At 61.0% G+C, this 14,567-nt stretch carries 10 protein-coding genes; 7 read left to right on the top strand and 3 right to left on the bottom strand.

Annotation, left to right across the window (positions count from 1 at the left end; all coding sequences use genetic code 11):
• Position 1 precedes the first annotated feature (1 nt).
• From ACYVJH_RS06895 to ACYVJH_RS06885, 3 genes are all read left to right on the top strand, one after another.
• Positions 2 to 3,073, top strand: a complete 3,072-nt coding sequence (locus tag ACYVJH_RS06895; RefSeq protein WP_460453872.1) for a DEAD/DEAH box helicase family protein — start codon at positions 2 to 4, stop codon at positions 3,071 to 3,073.
• Between the two features lie 162 nt (positions 3,074 to 3,235).
• Positions 3,236 to 5,188, top strand: a complete 1,953-nt coding sequence (locus ACYVJH_RS06890; RefSeq protein ID WP_460453871.1) for an ATP-dependent nuclease — start codon at positions 3,236 to 3,238, stop codon at positions 5,186 to 5,188.
• Positions 5,189 to 5,414: 226 nt separating this feature from the next.
• The gene (locus ACYVJH_RS06885) at positions 5,415 to 7,334 is read left to right on the top strand and encodes a UvrD-helicase domain-containing protein (RefSeq protein ID WP_460453870.1); all 1,920 of its coding nucleotides are present in this window, start codon (positions 5,415 to 5,417) and stop codon (positions 7,332 to 7,334) included.
• A gap of 489 nt (positions 7,335 to 7,823) precedes the next feature.
• Here the strand turns inward: ACYVJH_RS06885 and ACYVJH_RS06880 are convergent, their stop codons facing one another.
• The 3 genes from ACYVJH_RS06880 to ACYVJH_RS06870 form a co-directional block, all read right to left on the bottom strand.
• A complete protein-coding gene (locus ACYVJH_RS06880; protein ID WP_460453869.1) occupies positions 7,824 to 9,011 on the bottom strand; it encodes a tyrosine-type recombinase/integrase in 1,188 nt (395 codons plus the stop codon).
• A gap of 267 nt (positions 9,012 to 9,278) precedes the next feature.
• Complete coding sequence (locus tag ACYVJH_RS06875; RefSeq protein WP_460453868.1) at positions 9,279 to 10,013, bottom strand: sulfotransferase-like domain-containing protein; 735 nt, start codon at positions 10,011 to 10,013, stop codon at positions 9,279 to 9,281.
• Positions 10,010 to 10,945, bottom strand: coding sequence for an aminotransferase class IV (locus ACYVJH_RS06870; protein WP_460453867.1), 936 nt, complete (start codon positions 10,943 to 10,945; stop codon positions 10,010 to 10,012). The genes ACYVJH_RS06875 and ACYVJH_RS06870 overlap by 4 nt, the downstream gene beginning before the upstream one ends.
• Before the next feature lie 250 nt (positions 10,946 to 11,195).
• Here ACYVJH_RS06870 and thrS point away from each other — a divergent pair, with 250 nt between their 5' ends.
• From thrS to rplT, 4 genes are all read left to right on the top strand, one after another.
• Complete coding sequence (gene thrS, locus ACYVJH_RS06865) at positions 11,196 to 13,103, top strand: threonine--tRNA ligase (protein ID WP_460453866.1); 1,908 nt, start codon at positions 11,196 to 11,198, stop codon at positions 13,101 to 13,103.
• A gap of 37 nt (positions 13,104 to 13,140) precedes the next feature.
• On the top strand, positions 13,141 to 13,668 hold the full coding sequence (gene infC, locus ACYVJH_RS06860) for a translation initiation factor IF-3 (protein WP_425489072.1): 528 nt from the start codon (positions 13,141 to 13,143) through the stop codon (positions 13,666 to 13,668).
• Between the two features lie 227 nt (positions 13,669 to 13,895).
• On the top strand, positions 13,896 to 14,099 hold the full coding sequence (rpmI, locus tag ACYVJH_RS06855; protein ID WP_188660626.1) for a 50S ribosomal protein L35: 204 nt from the start codon (positions 13,896 to 13,898) through the stop codon (positions 14,097 to 14,099).
• 13 nt (positions 14,100 to 14,112) lie between these two features.
• Positions 14,113 to 14,472 (top strand): 50S ribosomal protein L20, encoded by a 360-nt coding sequence (gene rplT / locus ACYVJH_RS06850; RefSeq protein ID WP_460453865.1) that lies wholly within the window; start codon positions 14,113 to 14,115, stop codon positions 14,470 to 14,472.
• The last annotated feature ends 95 nt before the right edge of the window (positions 14,473 to 14,567 follow it).

The raw sequence follows: 14,567 nt of genomic DNA, 5'->3' as shown, positions 1-14,567 counted from the left end.
CATGCCGACGCCCAAATCTCTCATTGTCAATTCGCCGTTCGAGCGCCCTCGATGGCATTGGCTGGACAATCAGGGTTCGCTGAAGCTCGTCAACGGTCGACGTCCGGCCGGCTACGAGATCTTCGACACCCGAAACAATACGCGCCGAACTGAAAAGCTTGGTCTCGTGGAGCGCATCCGCGAGCGCGTTGATACCTGGCGGAGCGCCAGCTACCCCGGGGTCACCACCGTAACGCGAAGCCTCCTGGAGCACTGGAACGAGCCGTCCTCGCGCCAGTGTCAGTTTTACTTCTGCCAACTCGAGGCCATCGAGACCCTGATCTGGTGGGTCGAGGCTCCGGCTGACTTCAAGCAGGGTATCGCGATTCCCGGCGACGGTAGTCCGTGGGAACGCCTTTGCAACAAGATGGCTACAGGCAGCGGCAAGACCACGGTGATGGCGATGCTGATCACCTGGCAGGTACTCAATGCTTTGGCCTACCCAAAGCGGAACAAGGAGTTCTCGCGCGTAATTTTCATCGTAGCCCCGGGTCTTACGGTCAGGGAGCGGCTTCAGGTGCTCTATCCGGGACACGAGGAGAATTACTACGACGCCTTCAGTCTTTGTCCCAATGAGTCGATGCGGAGCAAGCTCAACAAGGCTGAGGTCTTGGTGGAGAACTGGCATTCCTTGATGCCCTTGAAGGAGCAGGAGCGCTCCGTTGTAAAGAAGGGGGCCGAGAGTGACAAGGCGTTCGTGAGGCGTGTTCTTGGGAAGCTGGCGGTATACAAGGACATCGTCGTGATTAACGACGAGGCTCATCACGCCTACCGACAGTCACCTGATGACAAACGCAGCCGAGACGTTAAGCGTCGGGCCGAAGAGATGGGGCTCGACCAGGAAGAGGCAACACGCTGGATCGAAGGGCTTGACCGAATCCACAAGGAGCTGCGAATCCAGCGCTGCTTCGATCTCTCTGCGACTCCCTTTGCCCCGACCGGACGGTCGAACTCGGAAACCGGCCTATTCGATTGGATCATCTCCGATTTCGGGTTGAATGACGCCATTGAGGCCGGTCTTGTGAAGACGCCCCGGGTGGTGGTACGAGACGGTGTTGTTCCGGACACGGGCACCCTCAAGCCGAAGCTCTACCACCTCTACCGGGATGAAAGTGTCCATGAGGACCTAAATCGACGAGGCGCTCAGCCTCACGAGCCACTGCCGGCGCTGGTGAAGCAGGCCTACACTCTGCTTGGCGCCGACTGGCGCGCCACGGCCGAAGCCTGGGCGCGAGAGGGGCATGACACCCCGCCGGTGATGCTTACAGTCTGCAACCGTACCGAGACTGCCGCCCGAATTGAGAATTACTTTACATCTGGCGAAGTGCACTGGCCGGAGTTGCGCGATGCCAATCGAACCTTGCGCGTGGATTCCAAGGTTCTAGATAAAGCAGAAATGGGCGAGAGAGCCAGCTTGGACTCTTTGGCAAAAGTGAAACTGGCCGCGATTGTTGACGCCTTATGCAAGACGGAGCAGCAAAAGAAAACGTTCAAGAGTAGAAAGAAGTCCATTGACAAGCTGAAATACTTGGTAGCGCTATGCAGTCTTCCTTCAAAGGAAATGGCGGCGGTCGAGCAGTTAGCGGAGGCGGAACTTGGCGACTGGCTCTTGTCGCACGCGCCACTTTCTGATGCTCGACGTGAGTACCTTGATGGCGCTGAGGACTACGAGATTCGACTAAAGTCAATTGTCGAGGCGGTCTCGCTTCCGCATGACAAGAAGCAGGCGCTGCTTCAATTGAGTAAGGAGGAACTGCTAAGAGCAATCGTGGACAACGTCGGCAAGCGCGGCACCGCAGGTCAGGGGCTGCAGAACGTCATTTCTGTGGCTATGCTGTCCGAGGGCTGGGATGCCAAGAACGTAACCCACATCATGGGTCTGCGCGCCTTCACTAGTCAGTTGCTTTGTGAGCAGGTGATTGGCCGAGGCCTGCGTCGCGTGGGATACGACACCGAGGCTGTCCTTTGCCCTGACGGGGTGACGCGAAACCTCTTTCGCCCAGAATTCGTCAACGTGTTTGGCGTGCCCCTGTCCGTTTTTCAGGACCTCAGCGGGGAAGGTGAGGCGCCTCCTCCGCCGAAAGCCAGCATCCAGATTGAATCGCTCGTGGAGCGAAATTCCTTGGAGATTCGGTGGCCAAACGTTCTCCGAGTTGATGTGATCGTGCGGCCCACCCTGACTCTTGATTGGGCCAAGATGGACACACTAGCGCTCGATCATACAAAGACACCGATCGCCGCCGAAATGGCGCCTGCCTTGGGTGGGGCAAATGCCTGGGACCAGATCCGCAAGATCGACCTGGAGAGTCTCCCGGATGAGTTTCGCCTTCAGCGGTTGACGTTCCAAGCAGCCCGCAAAGCGTTTACTCAAATGCAACATCAGTTCACAGGGACGCCGGAGTTTCTGGCCTATCAACTGATTCGCCTAATCGAGCAGTTCCTTTCATCCGACAGGCTCGAGGTGCCTTCGCTGTTCCATAAGGATCCGCTGAAGAAGCGAATCTTGATCTCGTTGAACATGGATCTGGTCGTTCAGCATCTCCTGCGCTACCTGTTGTCGCAGAATCAGGAACGCTTCGAGCCAGTATTCGACGAAGAGTTCCCCATTGGATCGACGCGAAACATGCGAACTTGGTACACCACCAAGCCCTGCCTGCCGTCGCTAAAGTCCCAGATAAGTCATGTCGTTACCGATAGCGCGTGGGAGGCCCATGCGGCCAACGTTCTAGAAGCGAGCCCGTTGGTGCGCTCATACGCGAAGAATGACCACCTCGGATTCAATATTTACTACATGTGGAGCGGCTCCAAGAGGCGCTATGTGCCCGACTTCCTTGTTCGTTTAGCCAATGGCAAGACCCTGGTCCTTGAGATCAAGGGAGAGGACAGCGACCAGAACAAGGCCAAGCGATCGGCGCTCGAGGTTTGGGTGAGGGGTGTTAACCAGAAAGGCGGATTCGGGGTCTGGTGTTGTGGTGTCGCTTTTAGCCCCGGCGAGGTTCCGAGCCTGATTGACGCGCATGGAGGGACAGGGTGAGATTCTGGTTCGATCATCCCGTTTGGGGGCGTTGGTTCGGTGGCGCATGCAGGAACAAAGGCATCCCAAGGGCGTCAACGACCTACCCTGCGAATTAGAGTCGAAGGCAGAGGGGTCAGCAGCATTGCGCAGGTGATACCGTCGAACAAGAGGAGTAGGGGGATGTACTTGAAGCAAATTCGTGCGCGCAACTTTCGCGCGTTCGGCGACGGTACTACTGCGCCTGAACTCAACTGGGAGCTGAACCCAGGGCTCAACATTCTTGTTGGCGAGAACGATGCGGGCAAGACCGGCATCGTCGATGCCATTCGTCAGGTCCTGCTGACGACAAGCTATGAACCTGTAAGACTGTCCGAGCAGGACTTTCACATTCACGGGAAAAGCCGAGCGCAATCACTCAGCATCGAAGCAACGCTGTGTGGATTAAGCCCAGACCAAGAGGCGTCGGTTCTCGAATGGCTTACCATTGGGGAGGACGGATCCTGCTCGCTCATCCTCCATCTCGAGGCGCGCTACCACGCGCCGCAACCGACAAAGAGAGCGCGTGTCGAAACGGTAGTTCGAACCGGCACTTCCGGTGCCGGACCGGAGGCGGGCTACGCGGTCAGAGAGCTCGTGCGTGCGACCTACCTGAGGCCACTGCGTGACGCCGAAGCGGAGTTGCGACCAGGTCGTCAATCCCGGCTTTCGCAGATTCTCGGCGCCCATAAGGACATTGTCGGTCAGGAGGTGAACGACTTTGACAAGGGATCGCCTAAAGACGTTCCTGAGCGCTTGGTAGGCCTGATGGCGTTCGCACAGCACCACCTAGGTGAGCATGAGGTTATCAAGGGGGTAGAGAAGGACATCAATGAGAACTTCCTCGGTCAGTTCGCGTTCTCCGGTGAGCAGCTTCAGTCGCGAATCCGTATCGCCCCTGACCTTTCGCTTACGCCAATCCTTCAAAAATTCGAATTGACCTTGCTACCCGGCGCGCATATCAATCCAGGTGAGCGTTGCGCGCGGGGCCTTGGATACAATAACGCGTTGTTTATGGCTACCGAGTTGGTTCTACTTAGGGACGGAGAAGAGCTCGCTCTGCTAATTGTCGAAGAGCCTGAGGCTCATCTGCATCCTCAGCTGCAAGAGCGAGTGATGGAGCTACTGAAGGAACACTCGAACGGGGAACTCGCGAAGAAGCGAGTACAGGTCATCATGACGACCCATAGCCCGTCACTGGTCTCGACTGCTCACATCGAAGACATGACACTAGTGCATAGGGCTCATACCTTCCCGTTGGCCATGGGCAATACAAAGCTCAAGCGAACCGACTACTCGTTCCTTCGCCGGTTCATAGACGCGACCAAGGCGAACCTATTCTTTGCCCGAGGCGTCATGATGGTGGAAGGGCCTGCCGAAGCCATCTTGGTCCCCGCTATCGCTGAGATGTGCGGACGGTCGTTCTCAAAACATGGTGTGTCGATGGTCAACGTCGGCCACACGGGCCTGTATCACTATGCTCGCATCCTCCAGCGAGAGGGGGGCGGTCTGGAAATCCCGATCCCAGTGGTTTGCCTGACGGACCGGGACATCGTTCCCGATGTCGCGAAGACATACGTCGCCAAGCCTGCCAACGGGAAGCGATTCGATTCTGACTACTCCTTGTCTGAAGTGGCTCAGGTGGTGCAGCGGAAGAAGGATCGAGCTGAAGGCGGGAAGACAATCGTGTGCGTTTCTGACCGCTGGACGCTTGAGTTTGACTTGGCCCTGCATGGCTGCGCGAAGCTCATGCACCTGGCGATTTCTTTGGCAGTCAAGGCGCATTCGCGAGAGGAGCGTCTCGATGAAGCCGATGAGACTGAGGCGCTGGCGGCAGCTGAATCAAGTTGGGCCACGTTGCATGGTGCGGGGCATACCCCAGAAGCCTTAGCGGCCATCATCTATAAGCCACTTCAAATGAAGCAAGCATCGAAGGCCATCGCGGCCCAGTACGCCTCCCACCTAGTATGCACTGGGAAGTTTGGAGCGGGCGAAGAGCTGTTCAACGCATTGCCTCCTTACCTGCAGGCAGCACTCTCTCACTTGACTATTGCTCCAGCCGCGAAGCCGGCAGCGACGGCTGGCGGGGCAAAGTAGTGCGTACCGCGCTCAGTGTGCTTGGAGCAGCAGCGTCAGCCTCGAGTTGCTGGATGCTTCCGGCGCATGAGTTCTTCCCGTCAGATATGTCGGCGAGATCAACCGTGGCTGCCACAAAAGTCCGCGCCTTTGCCGGTATTCAGACGCCTGGTCGAGCAGGCATTGCGCCCCCAGGTTCATCCGCCTCGTCGAGTGCGCTAACGGGCGGAGCGCAGGAGGTTGAAGCGTGAGCGCGGTGAGCCTAGGACCGGCAGACCTGGCTAACCTAGCGACCCTAGCCAAGGACCTGAACTTCGACGATGCGGAGCGTCGGAGCGCGCTGCTTGAGAACGGTTCGCGTGACTTTAATGCGGTGCCGGGTAGCGGGAAGACCTCGCTGCTAGCGGCTAAGCTGCTCTTGCTGGCGCGGAAGTGGCCACATGCGCGACGCGGAATCTGTGTTCTGAGCCACACTAACGTGGCGCGGGACGAGATTGCACAGCGCTTAGCGGGAACTGCTGAAGGCGCGCAGCTACTTAGCTATCCCCATTTCGTTGGCACCATCCACGCCTTTGTTAATCAATTCTTCGCTATGCCTATGCTGCGAAGCTTGGGTCAGAATGTAGATGTCATCGACGACGTCGTCTTTGCCGATAGGGCCAAGTCGCTTCTTCAATTGGGCGTATTCACTGGCCTGCGGGTGTATCTGGAGAACCAGAATAATGGCGACAGCATCGCCACGTCATTGTTCTATCGGACAGCGGATCTGCAAGTGCAGGCTGAAAGCGGAAGGCTGCCGGGAGCGCATACGGCTTCGTACAGGTCGCTGGTGAGACTTAAAGAGATGCTGACTGACAGGGGCGTCTTTCGGCATCGCGACATGTTTGCATACGCTGATCGTGCGCTCAGAACGTACCCCCGTCTAGTTGATGTAGTTTACCGGCGGTTTCCGATGGTGTTCATCGATGAGATGCAAGACACGTCGTGGGACCAGGAGTCCTTCCTGAATCGCCTATTCGATGGAAAGTCGGTGATGCAAAGATTTGGGGATGTAGACCAGAAGATTCTCTCAGACGAGGAGAACGCTGAACTCCTCACATTCCCGCGAGACGGTTACGGATGCATAAGCACCAGCAAGCGGTTTGGTCCGGCTATCGCAAATGCGGTGGGTAGCGTGCGTCTGAGCGGTAATGAAGTTGTTGGGGAGGGGGCTGGCACCCACGCGCCGATCCTACTCTTGTACTCTACGGAAGATGTAGCCAAGGTCGTGTCGCACTATGGCCGCCTAGTTATCGATCGCCTGACCGAGGAAGAAACCTCGGCTCGCGAGGTGAAAGCGATGTGCACTCGCAAGTCGGGAGAAGGCAAGGTCGCTCCTGGGCGCCACCTTGGCGACTATTGGCCCGCCTATAGTGATGGCCAGCGAATCGCCAGCATGCGTTCTGTAAACTTTTGGGGGCTCGTCGGAGATGCAAAGAGGACCCTGGCGGACGCTTCGTTGAGCGCGCGTGTTTCCGATGTCCGGAGGGCGCTGCTGCTGGTGCTGCGCGCGGCAGGTGCGCCTATGGTAGACGGCATTCGTGATGCGCGTGCGCTGCCTCGGGCCGCAAGATCGTTCGGAGAATCAGGGCCGATCGATGTCCTCACCCGTCACTTGGTGATTTCTGGCGAGCAGTTCTGTATCCAGGGCCAGCGCGATTCGGCCATCCAGATTGTGTATGGAGCGCTTAAGTCATACCTCCCGGATGAGCTCGAGTTTCATGAGTTCTCAGCTCTGAGCGTATTTAATGAGACTGGACCGCAAGGAACGACGAACTCGACCGCGTCAACCAAGTGCCAGGTCTCCCACGCGGGACGGAGTCTCGAGTTTGGTCTGGGTACGACAGCCGGAATGAAGGGCGAGACGCACTCCGCATCCTTGATATTGGAATCCTACGGTGGCAGCAGCCGGAAGTTTGACGTCGCGCTGGGGCTCGAGTACATCGCTGGGATTGCATCGAAGAACTTGGACAAGCTTCCGAAGACACAGCAGGCCCAATTGCGGAATCTCTACGTTGCGATGTCCCGCCCGACGGCGTTGTTGTGCCTAGCGGCTAACGAAGAGCGAGTTCCGTCAAGTTTGCGAACTGTGCTTTCTTCGAAGGGCTGGCACATCGAAGTGGTGTAGAAAGCTGACTGCGCCAGCTTGAAGCCGGCACCCTTACGAGGAAGGGTGGATCCCGCGCAGGGTTCAGCCATGAGTTAACAGCTTTTCGAGACGACTGTTCAGTGGCGAGCGCAACTGCGGTAGCTTTTTGTGATGGCATCCAGGATCACTACAGGCGGCACAATCCACTTATCAGCCGGATCACAGGATCACAGGATCTGGTTGAAGGGCTTTTCAACAACACGACATGTGGCGGGCTGTCCACCGGGCTCGACATTAGGGTTGCTGTATCCGGCTAACAACCCGGCGTATATCTGTGTCCAACGGGTTGTGAGGAGATCACTTCGGTGGATTCCCGCTTTTGGTCGGAAGCGGATGCCGGCCGCTCTCCATGGCTGTCGGCAGCAGCCCAAGTCGCTTGGTTTAGTTAACAGCAGAATCGCTGATCAGCGCTTTCAGGCGCAATGGTCAACGTCGACCCACGCCTACACAGGCAGGAGTTTCACTTACTCAGAAAGCTAGGCTGGCCAAGGCAGCGGCTGCTCGATCTCCCCGGAGATGACCGTAGTGCTTTTCGATCATTCGAACGCTGGTTCCACTGATCTGAGCGACGGTCAGAAGATCAAGTCCGCCGACGACAAGGTCAGTGATCGTCGAGTGCCTCAAGGTGTAGGCGGTTACTGAAGCAGGCAGGTTGGCCGCCAAGGCTGCATCCTTAATGGGGCGCTTCCATGAATCCTTGTCCCAGGCTTTGCCATCTGCGCGAGCAAAGAGAGGAGCTCGCGGGAGTTTTCCCTTGGACTGCTCGGCCAAGATGTTTGCGGTCTCCAGTGGCAGGAGGATCCGGCGCTGGCTGTTTGCTTTGTCCAGTCTGACCAGAAGCGTGTGGGTTCTCGCGTCAAAGTCCCCGGTGGTTAGGCTAGCGAGTGCACCGGGACGCACTGGAAGCAGGCAGAGCCCGCGGCAGAAGGCGTGAATATCCGGGCCCAACTTGGATAAGAGGGCTTGCCGCTGTTCCTTGTCGAGGTACTGGTCTCGCCGACCGTCAGCCCCTGAGGTGGGTTGTAGTGCTTTGCGCCAGGCAAGGGCGGTTTCGACCTCCCCCCGGGCGAGTGCAGCATTCAGCGCGGCCCGGAGTGCGACCATGTCACGGTTTACCGTGGCGGCCGCGCGCTTGCGCGTTACCGGTGCGCCCTTCTTTGTCCGGGTCACCTTGGCGGGAAGCTCCTCGAGCCTATTTCGCCAATCCCGGACGTGTTGTTCCCGTAGGCGCCTTAGCTTCACGCTCGCGATCGGGTCGTTGTATACGTAGCGAGGGAACCTCTTTGCAGCATCTGGATGGGTCTTGGCGTAGCGCTCGCAGGCCTCCCGAACGGTTAGCTCGTCCTCAGAGCCACCACGCGCCAGGTGTCGGAACCACTCCTCGGCCTCACGTTTGGCAGCATCGAAGCGCCGTGCGGGCGGCAGATTTCCAAAGTCGCCAAGCGTCTTGTTGGGCTTCCGTCCCGTGTCCAGGTCGTAGAACCGTGCGAGCCAGGTTCCGAGGCCGTTCGCAGCCGATGGGCGGAAGCCCAGGTACTGACCGGTTGCCAGCGGCTGCCAGTAGGGCTCGCGACTCGCGCGCGGCCTGAGGCGTTCGCGCCGGTCAACCGTGCGGAGATCAATCCGTGCTGGTCTGGGCTTCGAAGTGCGGCTCATGGGGGTCTTCTTTCCACTCGAAAACGGAGAGTATGGAAAGAGTATGGAAATCCGCCGGTGTCAGCAAGGACTTCTGCGTACTTGGAAACAATGGTTTAGGTCGCCAATGGACGCTGGTGAACGCTGTAGCCCTACCTTGACATGGTAGGGGTCACAGGTTCGAAACCTGTACCGCCCACCATCCTTCTCCGGGATGGAATTACAAGGAACCAAAGCCGCCTCCGGGCGGCTTTCGCATTTCCGGCCCCGGGCAAGCCAAGCCCGCGGTCAGGGCCGCAACCGCGCTTCGCGCAATTTCTGGTAGGCCGGCCGGCAGGCATCGGCGACGGCGCGTGCCGCGTCGTCCAGCACCGGCGCCGGCCGTGCCGACGGCGGCTCGAAGCCCGTGGACTTCCACACCGTCCCGTACCAGTGCGGTGCCCATACGCCATCGCTGTCACGCGGGCCCGCTGGCCAGTTCAGCATGCGCGCCGTGAACTCCAGGCCGAACAGATCGCAAAGCGCGCGCAGGAAGGTCTCGGGATCGGCCAGGAAATCACCCGAATCGACCACCGTCGGCGCCGTGCCGCTGGCCGAGGCGAGTTCGTCGAACAGCGCCGCCTGTTGCAGCAGGCCGATGTCGGCCGGCTCCACCGAGGCGCGCGAACGCAGGTAGGACGACACCACCTCGTCGGGGTCCCGGATCAGGAACACATTGCTCAGCCCGTGGATCCAGTCGTGGTCCATGCCGGGCAGCAGGTGGTGGGCCATGTGTTTCTGGTACCAGACCGGCTTGTCGCCGGGCACGGGGCCGAGCAGGGCGTCGGCCACGCGCCGCCAGTCGGTGTCGCCGGCGGCGATCACCTCGTCCCGGCCCGGATGGTCGAACCCGGTTTCCGCCAGGTAGGCCGCGTACAGCGGCTCGTCGCTGACCGCGCAGTCGGGCCGGTTCTCCCAGGCCCGCATCATGGCCGTGGAGATATTGCGCGGGCCCGACCACATGCCGATGCGCAGCGCATTCAAGCCAGCTTCTCCCCGGCGCGAACCGCCACGTCGCGTTCCACCAGCCCCCGGTAAAGCGCCTGCAGCCTGGCCACCATGGGCCCAGGTTTGCCGTCGCCGATGACCCGGCCATCCACCTCGCGCACCGCCACCAGGCCGGCGAAGGTCCCGGTGCAGAAGGCCTCTTCGGCGGAATAGACGTCGGTGAGGGTGAAGTTCTTCTCGCGCGCCGTGATGCCCTCTTCGGCGCAGGCGCGCAGCACGTTGGCGCGGGTGACGCCGTGCAGGCAGTAGTCGCCGGTGGAGGTCCAGACCTCGCCGCGGCGCACGATGAAGAAATGGGTGGAATTGCAGGTCGCGACGAAGCCGTGCGGGTCGAGCATCAGCGCCTCGTCGGCGCCGGCCTGGGTGGCCTGGATGCAGGCGGTGATGCAGTTGAGCTTGCTGTGGCTGTTCCAGCGCGGGTCCTGCACGTCCGGGTAACCGCGGCGTACGTGCACGGTGAACAGGCTCAGGCCGCGGGCCACCAGCTCAGGCTTGGCCTGCTTGTGCTCGGGGATGATGACGATGGTCGCCGGGCCGGCCGAGGCGCGCGGGTCCTGGTAGGGCGTGCGCTTGGGGCCGCGGGTGACCATCAGGCGCAGGTGCACGCCGTCGTGCATGTCGTTCGCGGCCAGGGTCTCGCGGATGGCGGCTTCCAGGCCCCGGCGGTCCAGGCCAATGTCCAGGGCAATGGCCCGGGCGCCTTCGAACAGGCGGTCCAGGTGCTCGTCCAGGAACACCGGCTGGCCGCCGACAACCCGCAGGCCTTCCCAGACCCCGTCACCCAGCACGAAGCCGCTGTCGAAGACCGATACCGTGGCCTCGGCCCGGGGCAGCAGGCAGCCGTTTATCCATATCCGGATATCGGCATTGCGGGGGTCGTCGTGGAATTCATGCACGCTCTGGGCCATGCGGGGCTCTCCCTGGGACTGCCCCGAGTCTAGCCCGCCGGCCCCGGTCCCGGGCCCGGATTCATTGACTTGGCGGCCTCCCGGCCCTACCTTTGCACCGTTAACCGGCAGAAAAGGTGGCCCCGGGAAACCGGCGCCGAGCGTGCGACATGGACACTACCCTGACTCCGTAGACGCAAGGCCAGGCTTCGCATCCGCGAGGGCGCCTGGCGCCCTTTTTTATTGCCTGAGATTCGTTCCCAGACCCGCCATGATCAACATCACGCTCCCCGACGGCAGCCGCCGCCCCTTCGAAAACCCCGTCACGGTCGCCGACGTCGCCGCGTCCATCGGGCCCGGCCTGGCCAAGGCCGCCCTGGGCGGCAAGGTCGACGGCAAGCTGGTGGACGCCAGCTTCCGCATCGAAAACGATGCCGCGCTCGAGATCGTCACCGACAAGCACCCCGACGCCCTGGAGCTGCTGCGCCATTCCACGGCCCACCTGCTGGCCCAGGCCGTGCAGCGCCTGTTCCCGGGCACCCAGGTCACCATCGGCCCGACGATCGACAACGGCTTTTATTACGACTTCGCCTACGAGCGCCCGTTCACGCCCGAGGACCTGCCGGCCATCGAGGCCGAGATGCTCAAGATCGTGAAGGAAGCCCTGCCGGTCACCCGCAGCGTCAAGACGCGCGACGAGGCGGTGGCGTTCTTCAAGGGCCTGGGCGAGCACTACAAGGCCGAGATCATCGAATCGATCCCGGCCAATGAAGACCTGTCGCTCTACTCGCAGGGCGAGTTCACCGACCTGTGCCGCGGCCCGCACGTGCCGGGCACCGACAAGCTGCGCGCGTTCAAGCTGATGAAGGTGGCCGGCGCCTACTGGCGCGGCGACCACAACAACCAGATGCTCAGCCGCATCTACGGCACCGCCTGGTTGAACGACAAGGACCTCAAGGCCTACCTGCACCAGCTCGAGGAAGCCGAAAAGCGCGACCACCGGCGCATCGCCAAGCAGCTGGGCCTGTTCCACATCCAGGAAGAAGCCCCGGGCCTGGTGTTCTGGCATCCCAAGGGCTGGCAGCTTTGGCAGGTGGTCGAACAGTACATGCGCCGCGTCTACCGCAGTTCCGGTTACGACGAAGTGCGCTGCCCGCAGATCCTCGACGTGTCCCTGTGGAAGAAGTCCGGCCACTGGGACAACTACAAGGAAAACATGTTCTTCACCGAGTCGGAGAAGCGCACGTATGCCCTGAAGCCGATGAACTGCCCGGGCCACGTGCAGGTCTTCAACCAGGGCCTGCACAGCTACCGCGACCTGCCGATCCGCTACGGCGAGTTCGGCGCCTGCCACCGCAACGAGCCCTCGGGCGCGCTGCACGGCATCCTGCGCGTGCGCGGCTTCACCCAGGACGACGGCCACGTGTTCTGCACCGAGGACCAGGTCGAGGCCGAGGTCACTGCCTTCCACCGGCAGGCGCTGCGGGTCTACGCCGACTTCGGCTTCTCCGACGTGCAGATCAAGATCGCCCTGCGCCCGGACAACCGGCTGGGCGACGACGCCACCTGGGACAAGGCCGAGGCCGCCCTGCGCGCGGCCCTGTCGTCCTGCGGGGTCGCCTGGGAGGAGCTGCCGGGCGAGGGTGCCTTCTACGGCCCCAAGATCGAATACCACCTCAAGGACGCCATCGGCCGGACCTGGCAGCTGGGCACGATGCAGGTCGATTTCATGATGCCGGCCCGCCTGGGCGCGGAATACGTGGACGAGGCCAGCCAGCGCCGGCACCCGGTCATGCTGCACCGCGCCATCGTGGGCTCCATGGAGCGTTTCATCGGCATCCTGGTCGAAAACCACGCCGGCGCCTTCCCGGCCTGGCTGGCCCCGGTGCAGGCGGTGGTGCTCAATATCACCGACGCCCAGGCCGACTGGGTCGAGTCGGTCCGGAAAACCCTTGCGAATCAAGGCGTCAGGGTCCAGGCCGATTTGCGGAACGAGAAGATCGGCTATAAAATCCGCGAGCACACGCTTCAGAAGATCCCCTACCTGCTGGTGGTTGGAGACCGCGAGAAGGAAAATGGGATGATCGCGGTGCGCACGCGTTCAGGGGAAGATCTGGGGACCATGAAGGTCGAAGACTTCCTGGCGCGCCTGCATGAAGAGAGTGGCCCGGTCGCCTGAAGGCAGCCGGTACTGGAACCCAATAGGAATCAAGCGAATCAACAGCTCAGCCCACGATAAGCGTAACCGCAAGAACCTCGAGATCCGCGTCCCGCGTGTCCGCGTGATCGGATTGGACGGCGAAATGGTCGGCGTGCTCACGCGCGACGAAGCCATTGCGCTGGCCGAGGAATCCGGCGTCGACCTGGTGGAAATCCAGCCGACCGCCGAACCGCCGGTCTGCCGCATCATGGATTTCGGCAAGTACATGTTCGACCTTCAGAAGAAGGCGAACGCGGCCAAGAAGAAGCAGAAGATCGTCGAGATCAAGGAACTCAAGTTCCGCCCGACCACCGACGACGGCGACTACAACATCAAGCTGCGCAACCTCCGCCGGTTCCTGGAGGAAGGCGACAAGGTCAAGGTCAACATCCGCTTCAAGGGCCGCGAGATGGCCCACCAGGAGCTGGGTCTCGAGATGGCCAAGCGCATCGAGGCCGACCTGGGCGAAGACGTGGTCGTCGAACAGCGCCCCCGCCTCGAGGGCCGCCAGATGATCATGATGGTCGCGCCCAAGAAGAAATAAGCCGGGCGCTACCCAAGTCCCTGCTTTTGTTGCATAATTCGCGGCTCGCCGGGTTTCCGGCGAGTCCCCGGTGCGGCATCCGGGCCCGGTTCATCGGGCAAAGCCGTCATGGACCTGCCCTTGGTTTCGTTTGGAATCAAGGGCTTACAAGCCGGCACGGGCAGGACGGAAAGTGTGGCGCAAGCCACCGCCCAGGCCAGTAACTAAATATCCCAAAGGGACTTCCCATGGCCAAGACCAAGATCAAGACCAATCGGGCGGCCGCCAAGCGCTTCCGGAAGACTGCTTCCGGCAAGTTCAAGGCAGGCCACGCCAACCGTAGCCACATCCTCACCAAGAAGAGCACCAAGCGTAAGCGCAATCTCCGCCAGACGAACCACGTCCGCGCCGAAGATTCCGGTCGCCTGATGCGCCAGCTGCCCTATCTCTGAGGAGGACTGAACCATGGCACGAGTCAAGCGTGGTGTAACGGCGCGCCGCCGTCACAAGAAAATCATCAAGCTCGCGAAGGGCTACTACAACGCCCGTCGCAAGGTCTTCCGCGTCGCCAAGCAGGCCGTCACCAAGGCCCAGCAGTACGCGTACATCGGCCGCAAGCAGAAGAAGCGTCAGTTCCGCAGCCTGTGGATCGTGCGTATCAACGCCGCGGCCCGCCAGCACGGCCTGAGCTACAGCCGCTTCATGAATGGCCTGCTGAAGGCGAACGTCACCCTGGACCGCAAGGCCCTGGCCGACATCGCCATCCACGATCCCGCCGCGTTTGGCGCGATCGCCGAGCAGGCCAAGCGCGCTCTCGCGGCGTAAGGCCAATGCCTGCGGCGGCATGCCGCGCGCAGGCAGCACCAAGGTGGGGAAGGGCGAGAGTCCTTCCCCATTTTGTTTTCTGGACCCGGAAGAAC

Source organism: Arenimonas aestuarii, assembly GCF_054781715.1.
Note: the sequence above shows the minus strand (reverse complement) of the source record. Positions and strands in the feature narration are given on the sequence as shown.

Coding starts and splice junctions, on each gene's coding strand:
- ACYVJH_RS06895 (WP_460453872.1), top strand. CDS start 2: ATGCCGACGCCCAAATCTCTCATTGTCAATTCGCCGTTCGAGCGCCCT.
- ACYVJH_RS06890 (WP_460453871.1), top strand. CDS start 3,236: ATGTACTTGAAGCAAATTCGTGCGCGCAACTTTCGCGCGTTCGGCGAC.
- ACYVJH_RS06880 (WP_460453869.1), bottom strand. CDS start 9,011: ATGAGCCGCACTTCGAAGCCCAGACCAGCACGGATTGATCTCCGCACG.
- ACYVJH_RS06870 (WP_460453867.1), bottom strand. CDS start 10,945: ATGGCCCAGAGCGTGCATGAATTCCACGACGACCCCCGCAATGCCGAT.
- thrS (WP_460453866.1), top strand. CDS start 11,196: ATGATCAACATCACGCTCCCCGACGGCAGCCGCCGCCCCTTCGAAAAC.
- rpmI (WP_188660626.1), top strand. CDS start 13,896: ATGGCCAAGACCAAGATCAAGACCAATCGGGCGGCCGCCAAGCGCTTC.
- rplT (WP_460453865.1), top strand. CDS start 14,113: ATGGCACGAGTCAAGCGTGGTGTAACGGCGCGCCGCCGTCACAAGAAA.